A 25,792-nucleotide genomic window follows, 5' to 3' on the forward strand; every position below is an offset into this window, starting at 1 on the left:
GGGTTGCGCGGAGAGAATCCCGCGGCAGCCTGAAACCCTGGCTGCTGGCATGTGCTGACGAATCAGCGAACATGCGGACAGCTTCGTGAGGGTGCCGCGCCACGTCAGTTGGAAATCGGCATCCGGTCCAGCCCCGATTGATGTGCGCAGGACAAAGAAAAGCCCCGCAACGAGTGCGGGGCGGTCATGACGGTGCGGTGAGGCTGGATCAGCGGGGCTTGTCACCCAGGACATGCTGCTTCCAGATGGCGAATGCCTCGTCCGCTGGCAGCTCGGCCAGGATGACGATGGGCTGGTCCTGTCGGCTGCGCAGCTTTGCGAAATACGCCGCGCGGTCGGCAATGACCTTGAGCTTGATGCCCTTGAGGAACAGCAGTCGGCCGTCCTTGATGAACAGCACCTTGTTGCCGATGTCGCGGTTGAACGCGGTGCGCAGCTTGCGCTCCGCGTGCATGGCATCGGCCAACTGGTCCACTAGGAAGTCGAGCGTCATGTCGATGAGAAGCGGCTCGTCGTCCTCGTGTTCGACGTCGAGCGATGCCGGCGGCAGGCTCTTGGCGAATTCCTCGGCCTGGGCCAGCAGCGCGGCTTGGCCTTGCAGCGGGCGTACGAACGTCGAGCCGCCGTGTCCGTCATTGCGGGCTTCGGCGATGGGCCTGCCGTCGAACATGACGGTGGCGGTGAAGCACAGCGTTTCCTCGCTCGCGAAATCCGCGACCTTGAGGTTCTTGAGCGTGATACGGTCTTGTCGGGTGATGGTGTCCATAGGAAGTCCTGTTATCGACCGGGTTGACGACACGCCCCTGACGGGACGCGGCATACATCCCGTGGGTTGGAGGAAGGTGGCATCGATGCCCGGTGGGCAGCGTTCGCCGGAGAGATGCCGGGGCGAACTGGCGGGTGGCGTGGGAGGAACCCACGGCAGCCTTGACACCCTGGCTGCTGGCTGTTGCCGATGCGTCGGCAATGCAGGAGGAAGGATCGCGCGACCTGCCGGCCGCGTCGTACATCAATCCGAAGCGCTCGATCCCGTCTTGTGCAGGCACTGCACCAGCCGCTGGCCCAGCCACGCGACGCACGGCACGGCCATGGAGTTGCCGATCGCCTTGTAGCGCGGCGCGTCGGCGGCGGGCTTACCGCGGTACGGGACCAGCGTGTAGTCGTCGGGCATGCCTTGCAGCCGCTCGCACTCCACAGGCATCAGCCGACGCACCCGCCACTGCGACCAGTCGCCCGGGCCGGGGTCGTTCCAGTCGTAGCGGAAATGTGCCTCGAAGTCCGGTGCCAGCACATGGGGCTTGTCGGCACCGCCGCTGCTGGTGCGCAGCGCGGTCGAGACGCCATCGCCCAGTTCAGCGGCCAGGCCTTCGGTGCGACCGCGCAGCGCCACGCCGATCACCATCGGCCGGCCTTGGCCCGGCTTGCCGCCACCCGTGGAGAGCGTCCCGGCAAGCTGGCCGTGGCCGGATTCCAGCCGCAGCTCGCCGCGCGAGTTCTGCGCGAACGCGATGGCCGGCACCACGCCGGCGTTCGCGTGGCTGAGGCGATGTCCGCCGGCACGCAGCGTCGGTGCATGGTTCGTCGTCGCATCCGCCCCGCAGCCCTGTGCTGTGAAGGCAATGATCGGCACGCCCTTGCCGGTGCCGTCCTCGCTGCAGCCCTTGCCGCCGTTGGCGGTGCTGAGCGTGTGGCTGATGCTGCCCGCGATGGACTGCGCCACGAAGGTCTCGACCTCGAAGTCGTTCTTCGGGCCGGGCGCCGCGGTCAGGCAGGCCGCGACGTCGATGGGTCCTGCGGTGTTGCCCCCGCCGAATCCGAACGTCACCGTGGCCTTGCCGTAGGGCTGCTTCAGTCCTGCATATCCCGAGTACCAGCCTGCTGCCGCAGCGCCCGATCCAGCAGCGCCGGCAGCGTCTTGCCACGGCGCGAAGCCCGGCGAAGAATCCCCGCGCAGGCTTGGGCGCTCAAAAAGTACCTCGGCGGGATCGACGCCACCTCCACCACTTGCCACAAGAAACACGCGACGGCGCCGTTGGGCGACGCCGAAATATTGAGCATCGAGCAAGCGCCAGGCGATGCGGCGCCGGGGTCCAGACACACAACCTGCGTGCGCCCATTTTTGCCCTGGCGGTTCGAGCGCACGGCTTTCGCCGGCCAGTGCTCCCAGGAAGTGCCCGAAGGCGTTGCTGCGGTCGCTGAGGACGCCGGGGACGTTTTCCCAGACAAGGGTTGCCGCCGGGCGGCGGTCTTCATGGCGGGTTTGGTCGATGGCATTTGCAAGCTCCACATAGGCAAGGGTCAAGGCGCCGCGCGGATCGTTCAGACCCTGGCGTGCACCGGCCACGCTGAACGACTGGCATGGCGTGCCGCCGACCAGGATGTCGGGAGCCGGCACGGTGCCGGCGCGGACCTGGCGGGCGATCGCGGTCATGTCGCCCAGGTTGGGCACGTGGGGGTAACGGTGGGCGAGCACGGCGCTCGGGAACGGCTCGATCTCGGCGAACCATGCGGCTTCGAGGCCGAGGGGTTGCCAGGCGAGGCTCACGGCCTCGATGCCGCTGCAGACGCTGCCGTAGAGCAGCGGCGCGTTGCGCGGCGGTGCGCAAGGTTTCGGGTGCATGTCGGTCTCCTGTTCGTATGGCGCAGGGCCATCGCCCTGGCCGGGGCGTTGAAAGGCAGGAGAAAGGCGCCGAAGGCCCCAGCGGCCTTCGGCTCGGGAGGAAGGAAGAACCACCCGTGGGCTGATTGGCAGGCCCGGTCGTCGCTAGAACCGTCTGCTCATCCAGCAATCACACCCGGCCCATGTCGTGGCTGGGGCCGGCATCGTCTGGCGCACATCCGCGCACAAAGGGAGCCCGTTTTTTGCGCCGGCGGGCACCGGCACCGAATACCGCTGACCGCGAAGGGTCTCCGGATGGCTCGCACAGGCAAGCCATCGGGGGACCCTTCGCAGCGGCGGAAGGAATGCAGACGAGGAGAACGCGCGGGGTGCGGTTCGCGGAGAAGCCACCTTCAGGTCCCGCGGCCGGGGACGGCCGGACGGGACGCGCACACGGAGCAAGAAGGCGTTGCGCGCTGGGGCGTCCCGCAGGGCATGCGGGACACGGGCCACGCCGCCGATGGCGGGCATGGCTCACGGGGAATCGGGGCGGTCAGGCGCCTTTGCGGCCGCCGCCACTGGTACGGCGTGGACGCGAGGCACCACGCCTGGACGTGCCGGTTGCCACCGGCAGCGTGCCTTTGCAGTCGGGGTAGCGACTGCACGACCAGAACGGGCCGCTCTTGCCGGTGCGCTGGCGCGTGGGTGCGCCGCACTGCGGACAAGCCGGTCCTTGGGGAACCTTGATGGACAGGGACGTGCTGCCGTACTGCGCGATCAACTGCGAAATCCAGGCGGCCTGCTTGCCGATGAACACATCCAGGGTGAGTTGTCCGCCCTCGATCATGTCCAGCGCCTGTTCCCAGACGGCGGTGGTGCCGGGGTCGGCAATCGCCGCGGGCACGGCGTCGATCAGCGTGAACGCCGCATCCGATGCGCGGATGGAGCGTCCCTTCTTCACGATGTAGCCGCGGGCGATCAGCCCGCTGATGATGTTGGCCCGCGTCGCCTCGGTGCCGATGCCCGTCGTGTCCTTGAGCTTCTGCTTCAGGCGCGGGTCGGTCACGAAACGCGCAACGCCCTTCATCGCCTTGACCAGTTCGCCCTGGGTATAGGGCTTGGGCGGCATCGTCTTGAGGGCCTTGATGTCGGCCCCGGCGATCTGGCATGCCATCCCGTCCCGCAGCGCAGGCAGCACCTGGCTGCGCGCGGCACCATCGCCGTCCTCGTCCGCTTGCGGTTCGGCCAGCACCAGGCGCCAGCCCTTGGCGACGACTTGCTTGCCCGTGGCCACCAGCTTCTGCTGGCCGCAGAAAAGCTCGGCCAAGGTACGGTCGAACTCGTGATGAGGGAGGAACTGGGCCAGGTAATGCGCCCGGATCAGCCGGTACACCGCCTGTTCCTTCTCGCTCATGGCAGAGAGATTCGCGGGTTCGAGCGTCGGGATGATGCCGTGGTGCGCGGACACCTTCGTGTCGTTCCAGGCGCGCGAACGCACGGAGCGGTCGAGCTGCTCCATGATCGGGCGCAGCGAGGAATCGGTCTTGAGCAGGCTGTCGAGGACCGTAGGCACCTCGGCGAACATGCTTTCGGGCAGGTAGCCGGAATCCGAGCGCGGGTACGTCGTGGCCTTGTGCGTCTCGTACAGGGCTTGGGCGATCTCCAAGGTTTCCTGCACGTCCAGCCCAAGCTGCTTGGAACAGACTTCCTGCAAGGTGCCCAGGTCGAACAGCAGCGGCGGGCCTTCGCGCACGCGCTCGGTCTCGACCGACACCACCTGGGCACTGCCCGCGGCGCGGATCTGCTGCGCGGCCTGCTGTGCGACGGGCTGCTGCAGGCAGCGGCCGGCGTCGTCGGTGCTGGCATCGGGTGCCACCCACTGTGCGGTGAACGTCTGACCGCCTGCGGACAGGGACACGTCGATGGCCCAGTACGGCACGGACACGAAGGCCGCGATCTCTCGGTCGCGGTCCACCACGAGTTTGAGCGTCGGGGTCTGTACACGCCCGACGGACAGCACGCCGTCGTAGCCGGCCTGCCGCCCGAGCACGGTGAACAGCCGGCTGAGGTTCATGCCCACAAGCCAGTCGGCGCGCGAGCGCGCCAGCGCCGAGTAATACATCGGCAGCGTCTCGGCCGAGGGCCGCAGCTTGGCGAGCGCGGTGCGGATGGATGCATCGTTGAGCGCCGACAGCCACAGGCGTTCGATGGGGCCGCGGTAGCCGCACAAGTCGATGATCTCGCGGGCGATCAGTTCGCCTTCGCGGTCGGCGTCGGTGGCGATGACAAGCTGGGTCGCCTTCGCCAGAAGCGCTTTGACGACCTTGAATTGCGTGGCGGTCTTCGGCTTGACCTCAACCCGCCACTGCTGGGGAATGATGGGCAACTGTTCCAGCGACCAGCGCTTGAGCGCTGCGTCATAGACCTCGGGTGCCGCCGCTTCAGCGAGATGGCCGATGCACCAGGTGACCGTGACGCCGGAGCCGTTGAGGCAGCCTTCACCGCGCTGCGTGGCGCCGAGAATCCTGCCGATGTCTTTGCCTTGGGAGGGCTTCTCGCACAGAAACAGCCGCATGTCCGTCCATCCGCTTCCCGTTGTTCATGGAGTTGCTGGGATCGAGGATGCCGAGCGCCTGTTGGGGCAGCAGCAAACAAGCTGCATGCGGCAGCGACCGCTTTCACGAGATGGGATGGCTGCGGCGGGGATGGCGTGCGGCCGGCGATGTGCGAGTCGGGAGCCGCGATGTTCGGGAGCGCGTGGAAGCCGGTGGACGCTGGTGGCGATATCCCCCACGGATAGCTCGCGAGGACATGGGGGGCGGCAACGTACTGCGGCCGCCCCCACGCCGGATCACTTCCTGCGCTTGGGCTCCTTCGGCGCAGCCGGTTCCTGGGCGGCCTGGGGCTTGGGCTGCGCGTCCTGTGCGGTCTCCTGCGATTTGGGGCTGAGGGCCACGGATTCGATGCGGAACGGCAGGATGCCGACGCTGCGTGCGTTGATCTGCCAGGTCTCGCGCGGCTGATCCTCGTTGTCCGTCCAGGGTTCGCGCTCCATGCGGCCGACGACCAGCACGCGCATGCCCTTCTGGTACAGGTCCTTCCAGTGACCGGCTTCGCGGTGCCAGATTTCCACCGGCGCCCAGAAACCGCCGCGGTCCTCGAAGTCGCCGCCCTTGGTGGGAACGGGGTTGTCGAAATACACGTTCAGCCGCAACAAGCGCCGCGGTTCGTCGTTGCCGTTGGGGAACTCCCTGTACTCGGGGGGCGAGCCGATGTTGCCTTCGCCCGAAAAATGCGTGCTCATGGTGTGATCTCCGTGGTGGTTGAAATACCCGCACCTGGTCGGCGCCGGGCGCGTGCTGGGATGCCCGGCGCAATCACCGATCGCGCATTGCGGCGGGAAAGGACGTGAGCCGGCGCAGGTAGGTGTCTTCCGCCTCGGCCGCCTTGCTGGCGCACTCCTGCGCCTGCCTGCCCAGGGTGTGCAACAGGCTGATCTGCATGTTCAGCGTGATGCGCTGCAGCTCGATCGCGTGCAGGTCGGCCAGCAGGTTGACCGGCGTGCTGGTGCTCGCCATCAGCTCCTGCCACAGGGCCACGCCCATGGCCGAGCGGTCGTGCCTGCGCCAGCGCAGGAACGTCGTTCCCGCGCCAGTGGTCTGCTGGGCCAGTTCCACGGGCAGCAGGTGGAAGGGATGTCCACTGGCCAGTTGCAGCACTTGTCGCTGCGCCAGGCCGATCAACTCGTCGCGCATGGCGAAGCACTGGCTGGCCCAGGCCTCGAAGTCCCCTTTACTCTTAAAGGGCTTTAAAAGGCCTTTTAGAGAGGCCGCGTGTTCCAGGCGCGTGAAGGCTCCCTGTTGCAGGCCCCGGAAGTAGCGGGTCGGCTGGTTCAGATCGCTCATGCGGATTCGTCCTCGCTGCCAGTGGCTGCGTTTTCGGATGGGTCGGCAGCAGCGGCCGCATCACCATCGACGCTGGTAGCGGCTGCGGCAGGACTCTCACCGCGCTGCTGCAGACCACGGCGCACGATGGGTGGCGCAAACTTCGAGCGGCGCGTGCCTTCGAGGACGTCCTGCGGCAACTCGCCGAACTTCTCCAGCGCGGCCCGCGCTGCGGCATTCTTCGCCGCGAAATCGTCGCGGGTGCAGCCCGAGTAGCGGTACTGCTGGGCCAGTGAGAACAGGCTGCGCAGCGCGTGCGCGCCCTCGTTGAGCCAGCGCTCCAAAGTGCTGCGGTCGATCAGCGCGGTGTGGTGGGCGAGGATCAGCTTGCGCGCGATGTCGTCGTAGTCGGCCAGGAGATAGACGGCGGCAAAGCCCAACTGCGCATTGACGAACAGCGGCAGCTTGACGGGCTGCACGTTGAGGTTCTCGCCCAGGGTCAACGCGGCGGGCACGCCGGCCAGGGCCTGGTCCACCTGGTCGCGCAGCGTCTGCAGCGTGGTCCTGGTCTGGTCGAGCTTGTCTTCGATGCGCAGCATCCACCAGTCGCTGTACGGGTCGTCCTGCTCCGAGCCGCGCTTCATCTTGTTCATGACGGCGATGTAGCCGTTCAGGCCGACGATGCCCGGTCGCCCCTCGGCGGCCGCGCGGCCATGCCAGATGCGCGAGGCGTGGTGGGTGTGCAGCGTCAGCGACATCGCGCTGCGCAGGGAGCCGAGGTTGAGTTGCAATGGTTCGTTGCTGGTTGCCATGGTGATCGCTCGCTGGTGGACAGGGAGCCGCCAGCATCCGCATGCGGCGGAAGGCAGTCAGTCAACAAACCGAAATGAGCCGGCCCCCGGTTCTGTGCGCGCTGGTGGCGCAGCGCGCAACGGTCCCCTGGGGACCGCTCCGCAGATGGGCATTCACGTTGGCGCTCCGGGCCTCGGTCGTCGACGGGTTGCGTGCTGCACCGCACGTCGCGCTGCCGTTCGACGCCATCCTTCGCAGCACGGCCGTCCCCAGGGGACCGTTCCGCTGAGCGCCATGGAGGTCTGCTTCATGGCCTTGCCAGGCGCTTTGCCCAGGTTTCGCGCAGCAGGTCGCGCCGTCACCCGGCGCTTCACCGCACAGCCGTCCCCAGGGGACCGTTTCTGCCGACCGCCATGGAGATCTACTTCACGGCTTTGACGAGCCCTGTGCTCAGGTCTTGCGCAGCAGGTCGCGCAGGCGCTCGATGTGCTGCCGGGCCACCTCGGGCGGCACGACGTTGCGCGGCGGCTCGGATGGTGGCGCTCGCGCCGCCGATGGTGTTGGCGCTGCCGGCCCGGTCTGCTTGGCCCACGCATTGAACTCGCCGCGCATGGCGCGCTGGATGATGCCGAACAGGTACCCGGCGGGGTTGCGGATGCCATGCTTGCCGCACCGTGCGGCCCATTCGTCCAGCACGGCCTGCCGCAGGGCAGCGTCCACTTGCTGCAACGCCATCCTGGCGCCGGCCTGCTGTTCCGCTTTCAGCTCCGCGAAGCGCTTGGGCCATTGCAGGTCGCCCAGCGCACGCGCCTGCGCGGTAGTACGTACTTCATCAATACGACTACTACGTACTGTACGGTCCTGCTTCGGATTCCGAAGAGCGCCGTCTGGCGCGGGTTTCGGCCCTGCTTCGGATTCCGAAGAGGGGCGTTCGCCATTCCGAAGAAGGCTCGCGGGCCCTTCTTCGGAATCGTGGACCGCATCCTCCTGTGGATAACTTTCGGTGGCGGTGATGCCCTGGTCGGCCAGGCGCTCAGCGAGCACTTGCAGCCGCGACGGCAAGGTACGTCCGGACAACATCGGGTCGTCCGCGATCTCCTGGAGGGTGTTGAGTCCCACCACCTGGACGGCCTTGGCCGAATGCCCCAACGACTGGCTGACCAGGGCCAGGTAGTCGGCGTCGAGCTGCATGGCCTCGAACGGTGTCAGGGGTTCGTCGTGCAGGACGTAGAGGTTTCCGAGGATGCGGCCAGTCTTGGGGTCGCGCCGTCGTCGCACGAGGCTCAGCCAGCGCGTCAGGCGCAGCAGCGTCAGCGCCCGCGCGACGGTCTCGTGGGAGGCTTGTCCCGCGCAGGGCATGGACGCCAGCCAGGGGCGCAACTGCTCATAGGTCGGGAACGCCATGACGCCGTCGTCGTTGAGCATCAGCCGGAACACCTGCCAGGCGTTGCGCTCCAGCGGTGTCAGGCGGCGGTCGAGAAACAGCCGCCGCGGCACGCTCTCGTGCCGATTGCCACTGAACAGGAAGGCGTCGCCGGACGCGGCAGGCATGGGCATTGCCATGGGCGCTGGCGCGCTGGGATTTGGCTTGGGCGTGAAATCCTTCAGCGCAGCGTCGAACAGGTCAGCGAGTGCGATGGGGCCAGGGCGCTGGGCTCGTGGGGCGGTGTCGTCCACGGCCATGGCCTAGCCCAATCCCTGATCGACCCAGTTCCTGATCGCGGCCCAGACCACCGAGAGCGGCAGTGACATGCCCTCGGCCAGGTCCATGGCCGCATCGAGAATCGAGGTCTCGTCCTCCAGATCGACGTTCCTGCTGCTGGTCACGGCTTTCCATTGCCGCCACAGTTCAGTGTCCTGGGTCTCGTCCAGGACGGGGTGGCGCCCCTTGCGCTTGGGCAGGCCGAGAATCTCCCGCCGCAGGGCGACTTCCTGATGGGTCAGGCCATAGAAGCGGCTGACCATCTCCGTGCTGGCCCCCAGCCGCAGCATGCGATCGACCGTGGCGATTTCCTTCTCCACGTCCTGCGCCTGGTTGAGCAGGCGCTGCAGCACTTCGCGGTTGACCGTGACCGAGCACCACGAGACGCTGGCGTTGGCCAGCACGCTGATCAGCGCGGGGTGCTTGAGCGCATCCAGCTCGGCCTCGCCGAAGCCCATGGCCTTGCAGCGGCGCAGTTGGCCGTTGCGAAGGTCATACAGCGCCTGGGCAATCACGGCCTGGTTGAGCGGATGCGATGTGGACATGCGGCCTCCCTCGCTCACGCCCCGGGCGCCGTTGTGCCGGCTTCCAGGTCCAGCAGACGCCGGGCTAGGCGCAGCAGCCGAAAGAGCTTGACCAACGCCGTGTCGCTCAAGCGCTTTATGCGGATGTCGTGGTCTTGGCCCCGGCCCAGGCCGTGCAGCAGGGTCGGCAGGTCGGTGGCGAGCTGCGTCCCATCCACGCCCGCATCGGCGGCGGACTGACCCGTCAGGGAGGCGAGCAGCGTCAGCACCGCGCGGCCGAGCGGCGCTGGGGCGTAGGCGGGCGCGCGGCAAGCGAAGCCGATGCCATCGGTGCGGTCCTCGATGCACTCGTCCACGCCTGCCTCGCCGGCAATTTCACGCGCGAACTGCGCGATGTGGATGCGCAGCCGATCGGGCGTATCCAGGCCGGCGTCGATGTACCAGACGTCGGAGATCGGATAGAGCCCGCCGGCTTGCACCGGGATGGACTGCAGCACGCTCGCCGAGAAGTCGGGCGGCAGCGCATCGCCCAACTGGTCGGCGACCATGCGCTGGATCGACTGCAGCCGTTCGGTCGTCGGTGCCGGCGAGACGATGTGCTCGCGAAGCAGATCGCCCGGTGCAGCCGCCGGGCTTCCCGTGGCCGCTTCGCCAGCCGCCGTGTCGTCGTGGCGCAAGGTGGGCTCGGACACCGCAGGGCTGGCGGATGAAGGACTGGCCGCTAGTGCAGGCGTGGCGATGGACGATGCTGCGCCCGGAGGAGTCGGCGTGCTGGCGCTGGGCGAAGGCAACGCCGGCGGCGGGGCAGGTGGCGTCGGATCGCTGACCAGCGCCCGGTGGCGGCTTTCCGATTCGGTCAGGTCCAGCGCCAACACGTCGTAGCCGACGCCCAGCAGCTCGGACATCTGGCCGATCAGCTCGTCCTGCACGCGCTGCGGCGCGAACTCGTCGCCCTGCGTGTCGAACTGCGCCAGCACCTCCTGAAAGAAGCTGTCGAAGTCCAGCGGCAGCGTGCGGTCCTTGGCATAGTGCTCCCAGGTGCGCTTGCAGGCCGTGCGCATGACCGACAGCCGCTCGACCTGGTGGCGCCCCAGGCCGCCATAGAGCACCGTGGGAATGGCGGGCAGCAGGTAGCGCACCGCGTCGGCCATGCGGGTGATGTGCGACCGCTGGACGGGAAACCCATCGGCCGCCAGGCGGCGAGCCAGTTCCGACTGGCTCAGGGCGGCGCCGCTCTCCTGCTCGTAGAACTCGCGTGCTTTCTCGACGCCGAGCGCGCGCTCGATGAACGTGAGGCCACCGCGCAGTTCGTTCTCGGCAAGATGCCCGGTCAGCGCGACGATTTCACCGCGGTCCGGCCATGGCCGAAACAGGCACGATATGCGGAAGAAGCGTTCGTCCTTGGTCTCCGACCAGAGTTCGCGCAGGATCGCCAGCCGCGTGTTGCCGCCGTTGCGGATGATGTAGTGTTCCTCGCCGGGCCGGCGGGTGATGGCTGGCGCCGCGTCCAGGCCTCGCTCGCGGATGGACGCCTTGATTTCCTCGTAGGCGGGGTTGCGCTTCATGCGCGGGTCATGGTCGTAGGGCCGCAACTGGTCCAGCGTCACGACCATGGGCGTGTCCGCGATCGGGTCGCTCAAGGCCGTAGCCGCTGGGCCGCTGCGCTCGAAGCCAGCCGCGAGCAGCTTGCCGGCCATGTCCTGCGAGGTCATGTCAGCCATGGCCGCACCCCTCGCAATCCCCACGACCGCCGGCCGGCGCCATGCGAGCCTCTCGCTCGGCGCGGCGGATCTGCGCACGGGCGTTCAATTCGGCCCGGTGGTCACTCGCTGTCGAACTGGTGTAGATCGCCGCGCAGCCGGCCTTGGTGAACTTGAGGTGCCCGCCCGGCGTGCGCTTGACGTGCCAGCCTTCACCGACCGCGAACTCGATCAGGGCGCGCAGCCGCTTGTGGCCGCGGGCCAGCTCATGTGCGTTCGCCATGGGGCCTCCCAGGATCAAGAGGTCGCTGGGGGCGGCCGGATACTTGAGCCAGTCGGTCCTGCCATTGCGGGAACAACTCGCTGGCGAGCGCGCGCATCGTGTCGAGCGCGGCAGGGGCGACTCTGCCGGGCGGCTGGCGGTGCTCGACCCGATGCACTGGCAGGCCGCGCGTCGCGGCGCGCGGATAGGCTTCGATGGCCGGCACGTCGGTGGCGAGCACGCGGATGCCGGCATGGTCCTGGAACAGGTCGCGCAGGGCCTGCTGGATCAGTCGGGCGTTCGCCGACACCGGGTGGACGCGGTTGATGAGCAGGTGCAGCGGCGGCGGTTCGATGCCCAGGTGCCGGTAAGGCGCAATGTCTTCGAGCAACTGCATGGTGCCGCGCCGCAGCTCGCGGGCCGCGAGAATTTCCGGCGTGACGGGCGACAGCGCAAGGTTGGAAGCGAGCACCGCCATTTCCAGCAACACCGAGCGCGCGCCCTGGGTGTCGATCAGCACCAGGTCGTAAAAGGGAACAAGCACCGGCAGCAGATGCCGCAGCCGCAGGCGCCCGTCCGGCGCGTGCAGCAGCAAGGTGTTCAGCTCGCCCCGGTGGTCATTGGAGAGCACCAGGTCCAGGCCCGCGACAACCGTGCGGGACACGAGCTGGCCGAGGTCGCGCTCGTTGAAGGCCAGCAGCTCGTAGATGCCGCCGGGCGCGCGGTGAGCCAGTTCGTAGTAGGAGGACAAGGTGGGCTGCACGTCGAGATCGAGCAGCAGCACGCGCAGGCCCGCGTCCGCGGCGAGCCCGCCCAGGTTGGCGGCCGTCGTGGTCTTGCCGACGCCGCCCTTCGTTGAAATGATGGATACGACCTGCATGGCGCTCTCCGTCTGGGAATGGGAAGTCCGCGGGAGAACGGGTCAGGTACGGTGGTTGAGGCGCTCGGCGATCCACTGGTCGATTTCGATCGAATCCCAGCCGACAGCGCGCACGCCCAGGCGCAGCGCCTGGGGGAACTGGCGCTTCTTCATCAGGTTGTAGATGTGGGCGCGTTTGAAGCCGGACTTGGCTTCGACTTCATCGAGCCGCAGGATGCGGCGCTCGTTCGGCGGGAGTACAGGGGGCTGCGACATGGCGGTCACTCCTGAACGCTCGGTGGCGTTTGTTGGCGTGACCTCTATTCAATAGACATGGCTGCGGAAAGACATTGCAAATGCAATCTCCGCGATTGCACATACAAGCTGGAAAACCTCATTCACTTGCACTACGGACGTACTTCCTGGCGTTGGCGAATTTGCCGTTCAAGGTTCGCTCCGTGATGCCCATGGTGCCGCCGTAGTGGGCGACCAATGCCGAGACAAGTGCCTCCTGTGTTTTGAAGCTGGAATAAGGCACACCCGAAGGGGACTGGCCCAGCATCAGCGTCAGCATCCCGCCGATGATGTTGAGATAGGTCGTCTCCGCCCGCTCGCTGATCTCGCATTGCTTGGAGGCCAGCAGCGCAGTGGACTGCTTGAGCAAGGTGTCGCGCTGCTCCTGCAATTCCTGCATCTGGCGCCGGGCATGCTCCAGCGCGGCCTGAAGGGCCAGCCGCTCCACGAGGATCGCCTGTCCTGTTTCCATGGTGATGAAAGGATGCGCCATGCGTTCGCCACGACTGAACAGAAATCCTGGCCGGTGCTCGGGATAGTGGGTGCGCATCCAGCGTTTCAGATCGACGTGGCGAACAGTCAGATCCAGAGAACTGAGCAGCTTCGGATCATTGAGCGTGATCCCATTCTTGCCGTAGGGCAGCTCTCCGTTGAGGATGCCGTCATAGATACGTTCCGAGTGCAGTCGGCACTCATTCCATCGAGGGCAGTTCAGCGACCGAGGCAGGACACGCGGTGACGCGATCGTGGCCAGGATCATCGGGAGATACCGCAGCAGCCCAGCCCATCGGATGGCCGCCTCGATGGGACGATAGAACACCTTTGATGTTGAAATGTCCTTGTGCATGTCCTCGTCTCCTTTCGGGTGCGCTACATCACCGGCTCCTTTCTTGCCCAAGGGCTGTTGTGTCGTTATGGCCTGCGACGGACGCTTGAGGCGATGCCCTAAGCGAAGGCGGAGGAGGCCATTGGCGTCCGCCGCAGGTGGCCTTGTCTTGCTTGATATGCAAGAATCGATCAGTTGCCGGCCCATCGAGCGATGAGGACGCAAGCTCGATATTGACGCTCACGGTACCAGCGTCATAGGTGGCGCAAAGCCCATCAAGACCGATTTGGTATGGTCTGATATCCAGACGGTTCAAGACCCGCGAGTTGAAGCGTTCGACGCCCCTACGTCCAGTTGGGGACTGGAAATCAGCGGTTAGTGATGCATCGCTCCACATGCTGATATATCGACAAAGTATCTGCCGCAGTACCAGTGACCCTGCCAGGTTGCCCAAGCACATAGGAGACGGAGATGGCTGAACATTCCCATGAACATCAACATCACACATCCGGTCAGATGGGTAAGCACGGCCGACCCTACGCCAAGTTCTGGGTGAACATGGTGTTGGGACTCGTCGTCATGTACTTCGTAATGTTCAGCATGATCGACGGCGCCAGGGACTTCAGAAACAATCTCAACATGCTCTACATGGCGATCACTATGTGGGCGCCAATGGGCATCTTCATGCTAGCGACAATGCCCGGCATGTTTCCAAACCGGCGGCTCAACCTCGTGCTGTACGGCTTGTTTGCCGTTCTCACACTCGGTTCTTTTGCCGCTACCCGTGCTCAAACCGGAATCGGCGATCGACAGTTCATCGCGTCTATGGTCCCGCACCATTCGGGAGCTATCCTCATGTGCCGCGAGGCGCAGCTCTCAGATTCGGAACTCGTCAACCTATGCCAAGCGATTTCCGATGGCCAGCGCGCGGAGATCGAGCAGATGAATCGGATTGCTGCACGCCTTCGTTGAGGCTGGCCGCCACTACACTGGCGCCGCGTTGCGCTGCGACGAAGTTAGCCGCAGCGATGTAAAGATGAGTACTTGCGGTATTCCGATGCCGGCGGTCGTGTCCTACAGCCGTCCAGGTGCCAGGCAGTCCACGCGCCACCACCCCGCGCTGCCTGCGGAGCGAGCGCAAGTCATGATCGTCGCAAGTTGGAGTTCGATAGCGACCCCGCTGAGCAGCTCGACGCATCAGACGTAACGGAGGGTGGATGGACCATCCTTGGACGCTGGTGGAAGTGGTTGGATGAACTTTGTTGCCGAGGGCGAAAAACAAGGCTATAATTAAGTTCTTCGCTGATCACCACAGTGGAGAAAGTGATTGGGAAACAGAGACTTAGCGCTCTAGTGCATGACTCGTTTCCCGCTCCAATTCGAGATCCATGGAAAGCCCTTCCATGGAGTGTAAAAAAGGAGCCTTGCGGCTCCTTTTTTCGTTTCGGGACCCTCCCTGTCCATCCGGAGCAGGCCCTGGAAGCCTTATCGGCTGGCCGGCGACAGCGGGGCGAGGTAGTCGTCGCGGCCTTGGCGGAAGCGGCTGGTTTCCTGCTTCAACCAATGCGCCAGCGCATCCACGCGCGGCGGCGGCTGGGCGACGTGTACCAGGCGGTACGCGGCCGGCGAGCGTACCGCGCGCCCGAACAGCGGCACCAGGCGACCTTCCCGCAAGTGATCGATGACCAGGGCCAGGCGTCCGATGGCGATGCCCTGGCCGTTCAGGGCGGCTTCCACGGCCAACTGCGCCATGTTGAAGCGCCTGCCCTGGGTGATGGACACCCGGTCGGCACCGACCGTGTCCAGCCAGTACCGCCATTCCGCATCGGCCGAGGCGCCTGGCCAGGCCACCGCGTCGTGCAGCAGCATGGAACCGTCCAGGTCGGAGGGAGTGCGCAGCGCCGGATGCGCTTCCACGAAATCCGGACTGGCGACGGGAAGCAGATATTCGTCCAGCAGATGGACGGATTCCAGGTCGCGATATTCGCCCAGGTCGTAGCGGATCGCGGCATCGATCTCCTCCCTGAGCACCGTCGCCATCTCCAGCACATGGAATTCGGCGGACACGCGCAGGTCGATCTCGGGGTACTCGCGGTAGAACGCGCCGATGCGCGGCATGAGCCAGAGCAGCGCGAAGGACGAATAGCAGCTCAGCACCAGCGAGCCGTCGGTGCGCCGGTCCTGCAGCCGCGACAGGGCCAGTTCGAGCTGGTCCAGGGCGGTCGTGACGGTTTCGCGGAGTTTCTCGCCTTCGCTGGTAAGCACCAGTTGGCGCGGCAGGCGGCGGAAAAGCACGACGCCCAGCCGGTCTTCCAGCTCGCGAACCTGCTGGCTGATTGCGCCCTGGGTAAGGGACAGTTCGGAAGCCGCCTGCGTGAAGCTGCCGGCGCGGGCGGCCGCCTCGAAGCAGCGCAGCCAGGCCATTACGGAGCTGTTGAGGTGTCTCCGCCGCACTCTTGGTTCCTTGCACGCACTCGGACTAATGGATGCCCCAGTATAGATCGTTTGACCACCCGGGTACCGGTTAGCAGAATGATTTGCTTTATCCGCCCCGGAGGTTCGCATGTCCATCCAGACCGATGCAGTCCGCTTCACGGAGGACCACGAATGGCTCCGGCCGGATGCGGACGGCGGCGTCGTCGTCGGTATCACGGATCACGCGCAATCGGCGCTCGGTGACCTGGTGTTCGTCCAGCTTCCCGCCGTCGGCTCGCACTACGATGCCGGCGACGAGCTTGCGGTGATCGAATCGGTCAAGGCGGCCGGCGACATCAAGGCGCCGCTGTCCGGCACCGTCGTCGCGGTCAACGAGGCAATCGTGCAGGATCCCGGCAAAGTCAACAGCGACCCGCTGGGCAGCGGCTGGTTCGTGAAGCTCGCGCCCGACGAAGCGCCGAGGCTGGACGGGCTGCTGACCGCGCAAGCCTATGCCCGGCTCATCGAGGGCTGAGGACGGACCGGCACGAACAGAGGAAGCTTCATGACCAAGCACGCAACCGACACCGCACGCCGTATCCCCTATGCCGGGCTGACCCAGGCGGACGATTTCATCGGCCGCCATATCGGACCTTCCGCGGCCGACCAGGCCGAGATGCTGGGCTCGCTCGGACTCGCATCGATGGGCGAGCTGATAGAGAAGGTGGTCCCCGCTTCGATCCTTGCGCGGTCGCCGCTGGCGCTCGGCCAGCCGCGCAGCGAACCCCGGGTGCTGGAAGACCTCAAGCGCATCGCGGCCGGGAACCGGGTGATGAAGTCCTGCATCGGCCAAGGCTACTACGACTGCCACACGCCGACGGTCATCCTGCGCAATCTGCTCGAGAATCCGTCGTGGTACACGGCCTATACGCCCTACCAGCCCGAGATCTCGCAGGGCAGGCTCGAAGTCCTGCTGAATTTCCAGACGATGGTGAGCGACCTCACGGGGATGGACATCGCCAACGCTTCGCTGCTGGACGAGGCGACGGCGGCGGCGGAGGCGATGACCTTCTGCCGGCGCCTGGCCAAGAACAAGGCCAACCGTTTCTTCGTATCCGGCGATTGCCATCCCCAGACGCTGGACGTCGTCCGCACGCGCGCCGAGCCGCTGGGTATCGAGGTGATCGTGGGCGACGAGCGCACGGACCTCGCGGCCGTGGACTGTTTCGGCGTCCTGCTTCAATACCCCGGAACCAGCGGCGAGGTCGGAGACCTGGCCAGCATCGCCGATCAGGCGCATGCGAAGGGCGCGCTGCTTGCGGTGGCCGCGGATCTGCTTGCCTTGACGCTGCTGCGCCCGCCCGGGGAGTGCGGGGCCGACGTCGTGGTCGGATCGGCGCAGCGGTTCGGCGTGCCGCTGGGCTTCGGCGGCCCGCACGCGGCGTACTTCGCCACGCGCGAGGCGTACAAGCGCGAGATGCCCGGCCGCCTCATCGGCGTGTCGGTGGACGCGCAGGGACGCAAGGCGTACAGGCTCGCCTTGCAGACGCGCGAGCAGCACATCCGGCGCGAGAAGGCGTCGAGCAACATCTGCACGGCGCAGGCCTTGCTGGCCATGATGGCCGCGATGTACGCCTCGTATCATGGGCCGAGCGGCCTGGCGACGATCGCGCGGCGCGTCCACCGACTTGCGGCCACGCTGGCCCGGGGCTTGCGCGAGCTGGACCTGGAGGTGCCGACGCACGTGTTCTTCGACACGATCACGGTAAGGACGGGCCGCCGCACGGACGAGATCCACCAGGCCGCGCGGGCGCGCGGGATCAACCTGCGCGAGATCGACGACGCCCACGTGGGCATTTCGCTGGATGAGACCAGCGGCGTGCCGGAAGTGGAAGCCCTGTGGGCGGCGTTCGCTCCCGCCGGACTGCGGGCGCCGGGGTTCGAGGCGATCGAGGCCGGCACCGACGACCGGTTCCCGGAAGCGTTGCAACGCACGTCGGCCTTCCTGACCCATCCCGTCTTCAACACCTATCACAGCGAGACGGATCTGCTGCGCTACCTGCGCAGCCTCGCCGACAAGGACCTCGCCCTGGACCGTACGATGATCCCGCTGGGATCATGCACGATGAAGCTGAACGCCACCACCGAAATGATTCCGGTGACGTGGAAAGAGTTCGGCGGCCTGCATCCCTTCGCTCCCATCGAGCAGGCCCGGGGCTATCTGCAACTGGTGACCGAACTGGAGCAGATGTTGTGCGCGTGCACCGGGTACGACGCCTTCAGCCTGCAGCCGAACTCCGGTGCGCAAGGCGAGTACGCCGGCCTGCTGGCGATACGCGGCTGGCACGCGAGCCGTGGGGAAGGGCACCGCAACGTGTGCCTGATCCCCTCGTCGGCGCACGGAACGAATCCGGCATCGGCGCAGATGGTCGGCATGAAGGTGGTGGTCGTCGCGTGCGACGAGAACGGCAACGTCGACCTCGAAGACCTGCGGAAAAAAGCGTCGCAGCATGTGGCCGACCTCGCGGCCATCATGATCACGTACCCGTCGACACATGGCGTGTTCGAAGAGGAGGTGGCCGAGGTCTGCGCCATCGTCCACGAGCATGGCGGCCAGGTCTATATCGACGGCGCCAACCTGAATGCCCAGGTCGGCCTGGCGCTGCCGGGGGCCTATGGCGGCGACGTGTCCCATCTCAACCTGCACAAGACCTTCTGCATTCCGCACGGCGGCGGCGGGCCCGGCGTCGGGCCGATAGGCGTCAAGGCCCACCTGGCGCCCTTCCTGCCGGGACACCGCCGGTTCGAGCGGCGCACGGAAGGCGCCGTCAGCGCTGCTCCGTGGGGCAGCGCGAGCGTCCTGCCGATCACCTGGGCCTATATTGCGCTGATGGGCGCGGACGGCTTGAAGCGCGCCACCGAGGTCGCCATCCTCAGCGCCAACTACATCGCCCGGCGGCTGGCGCCGCATTATCCGATCCTGTATACGGGCGTGCACGGCATGGTCGCCCACGAGTGCATCATCGATCTGCGTCCGATCAAGGACAGGACCGGCGTCTCGGCGGAAGACGTCGCCAAGCGGCTCATCGACTTCGGGTTCCATGCGCCGACCATGTCGTTCCCGGTGCCGGGCACCTTGATGATCGAGCCGACCGAAAGCGAACCCAAGGCCGAACTGGATCGTTTCTGCGATGCCATGATATGCATCCGCGAGGAAATCGACGCGGTGGAGCGCGGGGCCTTCGGCCGCGATGACAATCCGCTGAAGAACGCGCCGCACACGGCCCTGGACGTCGTTGCGAGCGAGTGGACCAGGCCCTACTCGCGCGAGCAGGCCGCGTACCCCGTGCCGTCGCTGCGGCAGTCCAAGTACTGGCCGCCGGTGGGCAGGGTGGACAACGTCTACGGAGACCGCAACCTGGTCTGCTCGTGCCCCCCGATGTCCGACTACGAAGGCGGCCAGGCAGGCGCCCCGGCCAGGCAATCGCTTGCCGACCGCGGTTAGCGCGCCCGGGAGAGTTCCATGTCGGTGAGCGCCCTCGACATTTTCAAGATCGGAATCGGGCCATCGAGTTCCCATACGGTGGGGCCGATGAAGGCGGGCCTGAAGTTCGCGGACGGCCTGCGAAGCTTGGGCCTGCTCCAGCGGGTGTGCCGTATCCGGGCCGAGCTGTACGGGTCGCTGGGGGCCACGGGCAGGGGACACGCCTCGGACGTGGCGGTCCTGCTCGGCATCGAAGGCGAGGAGCCCGAGCGGGTCGATACGGAAAGCATCCCGGACCGGCTGGCCGCCATCCGCGAGCACAGGCGCGTGAACGTGCTGGGCGTGCACCAGATCCGGTTCGACGAGAAGACCGATCTCGTCCTGCATCGGCGGGAAAGCCTGCCGTTCCATCCGAACGGCATGCGGTTCACGGCGTTCGACGAGGCGGGCGAGGTGTTGCGGTCGCGCGTGTACTACTCGGTGGGGGGCGGTTTCGTGCTCGACGAGTCGGTGGCCGAGGGTTCGCCGATCGTGGCGGACGACCGGCCGCTGGCGTACCCGTTCGATACCGCCGACGCGCTGCTGGCGCACTGCCGGCAGACCGGACTGCCGATCAGCGCGCTGATGATGAAGAACGAGGAAGCCTGGCGGCCCGAGGAAGAAACACGCGCGGCCCTGCTGCGGATCTGGAGCACGATGGAGGAGTGCGTGCGGCGCGGTTGTCGCAAGGAAGGGGTGATGCCCGGCGGCTTGCGCGTCAAGCGTCGCGCCGCCGAGATGTACCGGAAACTGACGAGCCAGCCGGAAGCCGGCCTGCGCGATCCTCTGTCCGTGATCGACTGGGTCAATCTTTATGCCTTGGCCGTGAACGAAGAGAACGCCAGCGGCGGACGAGTCGTGACGGCGCCAACGAACGGCGCGGCCGGTATCGTGCCCGCGGTGCTGCACTACTACATGCGCTTTGTTCCGGGCGCCACGTCCGACGGCGTCGTCCGCTTCCTGCTCACTGCCGCGGCCATCGGCATGCTGTACAAGCAGAACGCCTCGATATCGGGCGCGGAGGTGGGCTGCCAGGGCGAGGTGGGCGTCGCATGCTCGATGGCCGCCGGCGGGCTGGCGGAAGTGCTGGGAGCCACGCCGCGGCAGGTCGAGAATGCGGCGGAAATCGGCATGGAGCACAACCTTGGCCTGACCTGCGATCCGGTCGGGGGACTGGTCCAGGTGCCTTGCATCGAGCGCAACGCGATGGGGGCGGTCAAGGCCATCAATGCCGCGCGTATCGCGCTCCAGGGCGATGGCAGCCACTGCGTGTCGCTGGACAGGGTCATCAAGACCATGCGCGAGACCGGCGCCGACATGAAGGTCAAGTACAAGGAGACGGCCCGCGGCGGGCTGGCCGTCAACGTGATCGAGTGCTGATTGGGAACCGATGAATGACTGAATCCGCTCTTGCGCCCCTGGCGCAGACGCCCCTGCATGACCTGCACCTCGAGCTCGGGGCACGCATGGTCCCCTTCGCGGGGTACGCGATGCCGCTCCAGTACCGCGACGGGATCCTGAAGGAACATCTTCATACGCGGGCCAGGGCAGGTTTGTTCGACGTATCGCACATGGGCCAGATCCGCCTGTCCGGGCCGCAGGCGGCCGCGGCGCTCGAGACCCTCGTGCCCGTCGACATCGTCGATCTGCCCGCAGGCCAGCAGCGCTACGCCATGTTCACCAACGAGCGCGGCGGAGTGATGGACGACCTGATGGTGGCCAACGCCGGCGATTCGCTGGTCCTCGTCGTCAACGCGGCCTGCAAGGAGCAGGACATCGAATACCTGCGCCACCGCATCGGCGAGCGCTGCGGCGTCGAGGTGCTGTCCGATCGCGCCTTGCTGGCGATCCAGGGACCGGCGGCCGCGCAGGTGATGGCCCGCCTGGCGCCCGAGCTCGCCTCGCTGCTCTTCATGTCGGTCGCCACCGTGGAATTGCTGGGCGTCGAGTGCCTGGTCAGTCGCTCCGGCTACACCGGCGAGGATGGCTACGAAATTTCGGTTCCCGCCGATGCCGCCGAGCCATTGGCCCGGGAACTGCTCGGGCACGAGGAAGTCAGGCCGGTGGGCCTGGGAGCCCGGGATTCGCTGCGGCTCGAGGCCGGCCTGTGCCTTTATGGCCATGATCTCGACGCCGCGACCACCCCCGTCGAGAGCAGCCTGCTCTGGGCGATCTCGAAGGCGCGCCGGGCCGCGGGCGCCCGGGCGGGCGGCTACCCGGGGGACGAGACGATCCAGGCGCAGATCGAACAGGGCGTGGACCGCAAGCGCGTCGGGCTGCTGCCGCGCGAGCGCACGCCGGTGCGTGAAGGCGCCGTACTGCTTGACGAACATGGCCATCCGGCCGGATCGGTGACCAGCGGCGGCTTCGGCCCGACGCTCAACGCACCCTGCGCGATGGGCTATGTGAACACCGGTCTTGCACAGCCGGGAACCGTCCTGCAAGCGATGGTGCGCGGCAAGGCCGTGCCGGTCGAAGTGGTCCGCATGCCGTTCGTCCCGCAGCGGTATTACCGCGGTGGCTGAGCCCGCCGCCGCAGGCGGGCACGTTTACGGAAAATATACGGCGCTCCCCGGTTTTTGAACGAGGAATTTATACGCTTTTCGGAATACTGGTGGCCGGTCATGTCTATCACCCTTTTCAAGTGGAAAACATGCGGCTCATCCTTGTTCTTTCCCGCGGCAGCCTTGCCGTCCTGGGTTGCGCGGCCTTGCTGGCCGTCTTGCCGGGCGATGCCCGTGCGCAGTGGACGGGCAGCGCGGCCCTGACCTCCGACTATGTGTGGCGGGGGTCGTCGCAAACGCGGGAGCGCCCCGCCGTGCAGGCAGGCGTCCGATACGCCCACGAATCGGGGCTGTATGCCTCGGCGTGGGGGTCCACGGTGAAATTCAAGCCCGACAACGGCGCCTACGCCGAGTTCGACCTCGCCGCCGGCTGGGTAGGAAGGCTCGCGCCGGACTGCGCGCTCGATGCCTATTTCCTCCGTTACCAGTATCCGTCGACGCAGGGGCATCCGAACTGGAACGAAGTCAATTTCGCCGTGACGTGGCGCGATCGCTACTGGCTGGCCCTGGGGCATTCGAACAATGCCATGGCCAGCCGCACGGCCGGCACGTATGCGCTGCTGGGGGCGCGTCATCCCCTGGGCCATGCGTGGCGTGTCGAAGCCGCGCTGGCCCGCTATTTCCTGGATGACGCGTATGCCGACAGCTACACCCACGCCTCGGTGGGCGCGGTGTGGGCGTTCAAGCCTCCCTTCGAGTTGCGGCTGACCCTGCATGGAACCGACGCGGCGGCCCGGCGGCTGTTTCCGGGCATGGCCGGCACGCGCGGCGAGATCGCGCTGCAGGCCGCGTTCTAGGACCTGCGTGGGGTTTCTTCCAAGGGGAAGGGCCTAGGCCAGGTCTCCACGTTTCTCGATGATGCGGGAGACCAGCCCATAGGCCACGGCTTCTTCCGCCGGCATCCAGTGGTCGCGTTCGATGTCCGCCAGCACCCGCTCCAGGGCCTGCCCGCTTTCGCGCGCGATGACGCGGGCGATGCGTTCGCGCGCCTTGACGATCTCGCGCGCGTGGATGGCGACGTCGCTGGCCGTGCCGCCCATGCCGCCGCTGGGCTGGTGGATCAGGAAGCGGGTCTGGGGCAGGCAGAAACGCCGCGCACGGGGCGCGCCGAGGTAGAGATGGGTGGCGGCGCTGCCCACCCAGCCGGTGCCTATCATGTTGACCGGCGCGTCGATGAAGCGCACCACGTCGTGTATCGCGTCGCCCGACTCCAGGTGGCCGCCGGGAGACGAGACGATCATGTTGATGGGCGCGTCGGATTCCGAGTCCAGCGCCAGCAGGCGCCGCACCGTCTCGGACGCCGTGGTGTCGGTGATGGTGCCGAACACCAGCACCGTCCGTGTCCGGAACGCCTTTTCTTCCAGGAAGGCGCTGTTCTGTCCGGGCGCGGTTCCGGAAGCGTGATCGGGATCGTTGGCAAACATCGGAGGCTCCTTTTCGTGTTAGGTTCTGCTGGTAAACGAACGAGCCGCCCATAACGTGACATCCCTGATCTCCTCCCATCCCCTGGCAGACGACGAGGCGCTGCGCAAGCGATTGATCGCACTGGCCCGACGCTGGCTTGCGCACGGCGGCGAAGCGGAAGACCTGGTGCAGGACGCCTATCTGCGCACCGCCGGCGGCGCCTTGCCGCCGACCCAGGCAGGCCGGGAGGCGTGGCTGGTGACGGTGCTGCATCATCTGTGCATCGACTTCCTGCGCCGCCAGGGGCGGTACCAGGCCGTCCTCGCGCAGGCGGCCGAAGCGGCGCCGGGGGAGCCGGATGGAAGCTGGCCGCAGCGGCTGGCCGATCAGGCCCAGCGCGTGGAGGCGGCCTTGCTTCACCTCTGCCGGACGCTGGCCCCCGGCGATGCGGCGGCCGTCCTGTTGTACGAGATATTCGGGTTCAGCCATGCCGAGCTCGGTTCGCTGGCCGGGCGCAGCGAGGAGGCTTCCCGCCAGCACCTGCATCGCCTGCTCAGGCGGGTGCGGTCCAGGCTGTCCATCGATCACGGCCCGGATGAGGACGGGCAGGAAGACACGGCGTACCTGTTCGCGCTGTGCCGCCATGCCCTGGCCCGGCGCGACCCCGGTGGGCTCATTGCGGTGCTGCGCGCCGGCAGGCCGCAGATGATGGCGGCGCTAGCGAACATCGGCGACGGCGAATGGAAGGACGTGGCGGGTTCCGGCGCAGCAAGGCAGGTTCATATGCGCAACCTGCTGGCCTGGGCGATCCCGGACGAAGCATTCGTGCACTGCGGTTGATCGGCGGGCGCTAGCGCATTTCCCGGATCGCGTCGACACGGTCCGGATAGAACGCCAGATACCCGGCGATCTGCGCCATGGCGGGGTGCGGCGACTCGTAGCTCCACACGGCATCCGTGGCGCGCTCGCCACCGGCAGGGATGCTGTAGTACGTGCAGTCCCCCTTGTAGGGGCAGTAGGTGGTGTGCGCGGTGCGCTCGAGCAGCGTCATGTCGGCGTCCTGGCGCGGCACGTAGTGCACCGGTGGATAGGCGGCTTCGCGCAGCGTCAGCGCGCGGCGCGTATCGGCCACCGTGCGGCCGCCGGCCGTGACGACGATGCGCACCGGGTTCGGCGTGATCGTGATCGGATGGTCCGGGCCGGGAATCTTGACGGGTTTGTCGGCCATGGCTTGCTCCAGATGGATGGTCGGTTATCGACGATGGCCGCCGGGCTCCAGCCGGGCCAGCAGTTCGGCCCGGTTGCCGGCGCCCAGGCGGTTGTAGAGCTGGCGGCGGTGATAGACCACGGTGTTGGCGCTGATGCCCAGGCGCCTGGCGATCTGCGACTCGGGCACGCCGCGCGCCAGCCAGTATGCCAGCTCGTGCTGGCGCGGCGGCAGCCGCAGCGCCCCCAAGGCCGACCATAGCCGCAGGCCGCGCGGCACGCGCTGCGTGATATGGATGCCGATGGCTTCCCCGTCGCCCGAGGCCGCCGCCAGGTGCGTGGCCCGCAGCGAAAACCAGCCGTGGGCATTGTGCAGTTCGTGTCGCGGCGGGGCGCAGTCCGCGCCTGCCCGTGGCGCCAGCCGCTGCACCAGCGATTGCAGGGCAGGAGGCAGCGCGGCGCCTCGCCGCCAGCGCCAGCCGAACGCAAGCGGCATGAGGGCTTCGGCGTCGGGGGAAATCCACAAGGGCCGGCCTTGCGGGGTGGCGACCAGCAGGCCCTGGCGATGGATTTCGCTGTCCTGGGCGTCGAGCTCGCCCGGCTGCAAGGCATGCGCCAGATGGGGTTCCAGCCGGGCCAGCGTTGCGATTTCTTCCGGCCGGAAGGGGGGCGCGCCGGGCGGACGGAAAAGGAAAAGCATGCCTATGCCCTGGCCTTGCGGCGCGCGCAGCGCCAGGCACAGCCAGTCGGCCACCCGCGCGGGGCGCATCACGACGTTGTAATAGTCGCTGCGCCGTAGGTCCACATGGGACGCCCGGAGCATCTGGCCCATGGTGCGCGGGCCGTGGCCGTGGAGCACGATGTCGCGGGCCGCGCGCAGGCTGTTGTGGAACATCTCGTTCTCGCTGCGCAGGATGCGCGGATCGAAATGTTCAGGCACCGAGGCCTGCACGTCGGCATCCTCCATATGTGCTTCCAGCTCGCCATTGCCGTCCGGGTAGAAATAGCCGCCCGACTCGAATCCGATGAGCGGGTGCATGGCCTCCAGCAAGGGCTGGATCAACTGCGGGCCGCCCACGTCCAGGCAGGCCAGCTGGTGCAGGCGAGCGAGGGCTTGGCCGGTCGGGCGAGGCGATGACATGGCGGGTGGCGACAATGGGGATTCCTGATCGTACCCGAGCCGCGGCATCCCGGCATCCCCGTGCGTCGGTCACGACACCCTACCCGGGCGGGGTGGG

General features: G+C 67.0%; 24 protein-coding genes. 7 read left to right on the plus strand and 17 right to left on the minus strand.

The window, feature by feature from the left end; translation table 11 throughout:
• Positions 1–208 precede the first annotated feature (208 nt).
• From N5K27_RS10975 to N5K27_RS11035, 13 genes are all read right to left on the minus strand, one after another.
• Positions 209–766: a hypothetical protein gene (locus N5K27_RS10975; RefSeq protein ID WP_062798409.1), complete on the minus strand. Its 558-nt coding sequence runs from the start codon at positions 764–766 to the stop codon at positions 209–211.
• A gap of 243 nt (positions 767–1,009) precedes the next feature.
• The gene (locus N5K27_RS10980; protein ID WP_279816379.1) at positions 1,010–2,620 is read right to left on the minus strand and encodes a DNA cytosine methyltransferase; all 1,611 of its coding nucleotides are present in this window, start codon (positions 2,618–2,620) and stop codon (positions 1,010–1,012) included.
• 532 nt (positions 2,621–3,152) lie between these two features.
• The gene (locus N5K27_RS10985) at positions 3,153–5,174 is read right to left on the minus strand and encodes a DNA topoisomerase III (protein ID WP_279816380.1); all 2,022 of its coding nucleotides are present in this window, start codon (positions 5,172–5,174) and stop codon (positions 3,153–3,155) included.
• A 276-nt stretch (positions 5,175–5,450) separates the two neighbouring features.
• The gene (locus N5K27_RS10990; protein ID WP_279816382.1) at positions 5,451–5,903 is read right to left on the minus strand and encodes a single-stranded DNA-binding protein; all 453 of its coding nucleotides are present in this window, start codon (positions 5,901–5,903) and stop codon (positions 5,451–5,453) included.
• Between the two features lie 73 nt (positions 5,904–5,976).
• Positions 5,977–6,504 carry a DUF3158 family protein gene (locus tag N5K27_RS10995; RefSeq protein WP_279816383.1) on the minus strand — a complete coding sequence of 176 codons (528 nt, stop codon included), beginning with the start codon at positions 6,502–6,504 and terminating at the stop codon, positions 5,977–5,979.
• Positions 6,501–7,295, minus strand: a complete 795-nt coding sequence (locus N5K27_RS11000; RefSeq protein ID WP_279816384.1) for a PFL_4669 family integrating conjugative element protein — start codon at positions 7,293–7,295, stop codon at positions 6,501–6,503. Before N5K27_RS11000 ends, N5K27_RS10995 begins: the two co-directional genes overlap by 4 nt.
• Positions 7,296–7,725: 430 nt before the next feature.
• On the minus strand, positions 7,726–8,958 hold the full coding sequence (locus tag N5K27_RS11005) for an STY4528 family pathogenicity island replication protein (RefSeq protein WP_279816385.1): 1,233 nt from the start codon (positions 8,956–8,958) through the stop codon (positions 7,726–7,728).
• 3 nt (positions 8,959–8,961) lie between these two features.
• Positions 8,962–9,522: a DUF2857 domain-containing protein gene (locus tag N5K27_RS11010; protein WP_003090097.1), complete on the minus strand. Its 561-nt coding sequence runs from the start codon at positions 9,520–9,522 to the stop codon at positions 8,962–8,964.
• A 14-nt stretch (positions 9,523–9,536) separates the two neighbouring features.
• Complete coding sequence (locus N5K27_RS11015; protein WP_279816388.1) at positions 9,537–11,222, minus strand: ParB family protein; 1,686 nt, start codon at positions 11,220–11,222, stop codon at positions 9,537–9,539.
• Positions 11,215–11,484, minus strand: coding sequence for a hypothetical protein (locus N5K27_RS11020; RefSeq protein ID WP_003050422.1), 270 nt, complete (start codon positions 11,482–11,484; stop codon positions 11,215–11,217). Before N5K27_RS11020 ends, N5K27_RS11015 begins: the two co-directional genes overlap by 8 nt.
• Positions 11,468–12,343 carry a ParA family protein gene (locus tag N5K27_RS11025; RefSeq protein WP_213155028.1) on the minus strand — a complete coding sequence of 292 codons (876 nt, stop codon included), beginning with the start codon at positions 12,341–12,343 and terminating at the stop codon, positions 11,468–11,470. The genes N5K27_RS11020 and N5K27_RS11025 overlap by 17 nt, the downstream gene beginning before the upstream one ends.
• Before the next feature lie 42 nt (positions 12,344–12,385).
• Positions 12,386–12,598 (minus strand): AlpA family transcriptional regulator, encoded by a 213-nt coding sequence (locus tag N5K27_RS11030; protein ID WP_003050427.1) that lies wholly within the window; start codon positions 12,596–12,598, stop codon positions 12,386–12,388.
• A 118-nt stretch (positions 12,599–12,716) separates the two neighbouring features.
• Positions 12,717–13,463, minus strand: coding sequence for a hypothetical protein (locus N5K27_RS11035; RefSeq protein ID WP_213155027.1), 747 nt, complete (start codon positions 13,461–13,463; stop codon positions 12,717–12,719).
• Between the two features lie 450 nt (positions 13,464–13,913).
• Between N5K27_RS11035 and N5K27_RS11040 the strand changes: the two genes are divergently transcribed.
• Positions 13,914–14,414 (plus strand): DUF305 domain-containing protein, encoded by a 501-nt coding sequence (locus N5K27_RS11040; protein WP_213155026.1) that lies wholly within the window; start codon positions 13,914–13,916, stop codon positions 14,412–14,414.
• Positions 14,415–14,927: 513 nt separating this feature from the next.
• On the opposite strand, the gene N5K27_RS11045 is transcribed toward N5K27_RS11040, so the two are convergent.
• Complete coding sequence (locus N5K27_RS11045) at positions 14,928–15,866, minus strand: LysR substrate-binding domain-containing protein (RefSeq protein ID WP_165962977.1); 939 nt, start codon at positions 15,864–15,866, stop codon at positions 14,928–14,930.
• Between the two features lie 139 nt (positions 15,867–16,005).
• Between N5K27_RS11045 and gcvH the strand changes: the two genes are divergently transcribed.
• The 5 genes from gcvH to N5K27_RS11070 all read left to right on the plus strand — a co-directional run bounded on the left by gcvH (position 16,006) and on the right by N5K27_RS11070 (position 22,741).
• Positions 16,006–16,392, plus strand: a complete 387-nt coding sequence (gene gcvH / locus N5K27_RS11050; RefSeq protein WP_087836941.1) for a glycine cleavage system protein GcvH — start codon at positions 16,006–16,008, stop codon at positions 16,390–16,392.
• A gap of 30 nt (positions 16,393–16,422) precedes the next feature.
• On the plus strand, positions 16,423–19,362 hold the full coding sequence (gcvP, locus tag N5K27_RS11055; protein WP_087836942.1) for an aminomethyl-transferring glycine dehydrogenase: 2,940 nt from the start codon (positions 16,423–16,425) through the stop codon (positions 19,360–19,362).
• An 18-nt stretch (positions 19,363–19,380) separates the two neighbouring features.
• A complete protein-coding gene (locus N5K27_RS11060) occupies positions 19,381–20,760 on the plus strand; it encodes an L-serine ammonia-lyase (protein WP_279816400.1) in 1,380 nt (459 codons plus the stop codon).
• 14 nt (positions 20,761–20,774) lie between these two features.
• Positions 20,775–21,905: a glycine cleavage system aminomethyltransferase GcvT gene (gene gcvT, locus N5K27_RS11065; protein WP_087836944.1), complete on the plus strand. Its 1,131-nt coding sequence runs from the start codon at positions 20,775–20,777 to the stop codon at positions 21,903–21,905.
• A gap of 128 nt (positions 21,906–22,033) precedes the next feature.
• A complete protein-coding gene (locus N5K27_RS11070) occupies positions 22,034–22,741 on the plus strand; it encodes a TorF family putative porin (RefSeq protein ID WP_279816402.1) in 708 nt (235 codons plus the stop codon).
• A 33-nt stretch (positions 22,742–22,774) separates the two neighbouring features.
• Here the strand turns inward: N5K27_RS11070 and N5K27_RS11075 are convergent, their stop codons facing one another.
• The gene (locus tag N5K27_RS11075) at positions 22,775–23,368 is read right to left on the minus strand and encodes an ATP-dependent Clp protease proteolytic subunit (RefSeq protein WP_087836946.1); all 594 of its coding nucleotides are present in this window, start codon (positions 23,366–23,368) and stop codon (positions 22,775–22,777) included.
• A gap of 55 nt (positions 23,369–23,423) precedes the next feature.
• Between N5K27_RS11075 and N5K27_RS11080 the strand changes: the two genes are divergently transcribed.
• The gene (locus N5K27_RS11080) at positions 23,424–24,188 is read left to right on the plus strand and encodes an RNA polymerase sigma factor (RefSeq protein ID WP_279816405.1); all 765 of its coding nucleotides are present in this window, start codon (positions 23,424–23,426) and stop codon (positions 24,186–24,188) included.
• 10 nt (positions 24,189–24,198) lie between these two features.
• Here the strand turns inward: N5K27_RS11080 and N5K27_RS11085 are convergent, their stop codons facing one another.
• Together N5K27_RS11085 and N5K27_RS11090 are read right to left on the minus strand one after the other, a co-directional pair.
• Entirely contained in the window at positions 24,199–24,576 is a 378-nt protein-coding gene (locus N5K27_RS11085; RefSeq protein WP_279816408.1) for a DUF427 domain-containing protein, read from the minus strand.
• A gap of 24 nt (positions 24,577–24,600) precedes the next feature.
• On the minus strand, positions 24,601–25,695 hold the full coding sequence (locus tag N5K27_RS11090) for a helix-turn-helix transcriptional regulator (RefSeq protein ID WP_087836949.1): 1,095 nt from the start codon (positions 25,693–25,695) through the stop codon (positions 24,601–24,603).
• Positions 25,696–25,792: the final 97 nt, after the last annotated feature.

The organism is Pigmentiphaga sp. GD03639, assembly GCF_029845405.1.
GTDB classification, from domain to species: Bacteria; Pseudomonadota; Gammaproteobacteria; order Burkholderiales; family Burkholderiaceae_B; genus Pigmentiphaga; species Pigmentiphaga daeguensis.

Bases quoted from the DNA above. Each gene is read 5' to 3' on its own strand.
- N5K27_RS11010 (WP_003090097.1), bottom strand. From the start codon at position 9,522: ATGTCCACATCGCATCCGCTCAACCAGGCCGTGATTGCCCAGGCGCTG.
- N5K27_RS11085 (WP_279816408.1), bottom strand. From the start codon at position 24,576: ATGGCCGACAAACCCGTCAAGATTCCCGGCCCGGACCATCCGATCACG.
- N5K27_RS11035 (WP_213155027.1), bottom strand. From the start codon at position 13,463: ATGCACAAGGACATTTCAACATCAAAGGTGTTCTATCGTCCCATCGAG.
- N5K27_RS10990 (WP_279816382.1), bottom strand. From the start codon at position 5,903: ATGAGCACGCATTTTTCGGGCGAAGGCAACATCGGCTCGCCCCCCGAG.
- N5K27_RS10980 (WP_279816379.1), bottom strand. From the start codon at position 2,620: ATGCACCCGAAACCTTGCGCACCGCCGCGCAACGCGCCGCTGCTCTAC.
- N5K27_RS11020 (WP_003050422.1), bottom strand. From the start codon at position 11,484: ATGGCGAACGCACATGAGCTGGCCCGCGGCCACAAGCGGCTGCGCGCC.
- N5K27_RS10975 (WP_062798409.1), bottom strand. From the start codon at position 766: ATGGACACCATCACCCGACAAGACCGTATCACGCTCAAGAACCTCAAG.
- N5K27_RS10985 (WP_279816380.1), bottom strand. From the start codon at position 5,174: ATGCGGCTGTTTCTGTGCGAGAAGCCCTCCCAAGGCAAAGACATCGGC.
- N5K27_RS11045 (WP_165962977.1), bottom strand. From the start codon at position 15,866: ATGGCCTGGCTGCGCTGCTTCGAGGCGGCCGCCCGCGCCGGCAGCTTC.
- N5K27_RS11075 (WP_087836946.1), bottom strand. From the start codon at position 23,368: ATGTTTGCCAACGATCCCGATCACGCTTCCGGAACCGCGCCCGGACAG.
- gcvT (WP_087836944.1), top strand. From the start codon at position 20,775: ATGACTGAATCCGCTCTTGCGCCCCTGGCGCAGACGCCCCTGCATGAC.
- N5K27_RS11005 (WP_279816385.1), bottom strand. From the start codon at position 8,958: ATGGCCGTGGACGACACCGCCCCACGAGCCCAGCGCCCTGGCCCCATC.
- N5K27_RS11025 (WP_213155028.1), bottom strand. From the start codon at position 12,343: ATGCAGGTCGTATCCATCATTTCAACGAAGGGCGGCGTCGGCAAGACC.
- N5K27_RS11070 (WP_279816402.1), top strand. From the start codon at position 22,034: ATGCGGCTCATCCTTGTTCTTTCCCGCGGCAGCCTTGCCGTCCTGGGT.
- N5K27_RS11090 (WP_087836949.1), bottom strand. From the start codon at position 25,695: ATGTCATCGCCTCGCCCGACCGGCCAAGCCCTCGCTCGCCTGCACCAG.
- N5K27_RS11030 (WP_003050427.1), bottom strand. From the start codon at position 12,598: ATGTCGCAGCCCCCTGTACTCCCGCCGAACGAGCGCCGCATCCTGCGG.
- N5K27_RS11060 (WP_279816400.1), top strand. From the start codon at position 19,381: ATGTCGGTGAGCGCCCTCGACATTTTCAAGATCGGAATCGGGCCATCG.
- N5K27_RS11040 (WP_213155026.1), top strand. From the start codon at position 13,914: ATGGCTGAACATTCCCATGAACATCAACATCACACATCCGGTCAGATG.
- N5K27_RS11000 (WP_279816384.1), bottom strand. From the start codon at position 7,295: ATGGCAACCAGCAACGAACCATTGCAACTCAACCTCGGCTCCCTGCGC.
- N5K27_RS11015 (WP_279816388.1), bottom strand. From the start codon at position 11,222: ATGGCTGACATGACCTCGCAGGACATGGCCGGCAAGCTGCTCGCGGCT.
- gcvH (WP_087836941.1), top strand. From the start codon at position 16,006: ATGTCCATCCAGACCGATGCAGTCCGCTTCACGGAGGACCACGAATGG.
- gcvP (WP_087836942.1), top strand. From the start codon at position 16,423: ATGACCAAGCACGCAACCGACACCGCACGCCGTATCCCCTATGCCGGG.
- N5K27_RS10995 (WP_279816383.1), bottom strand. From the start codon at position 6,504: ATGAGCGATCTGAACCAGCCGACCCGCTACTTCCGGGGCCTGCAACAG.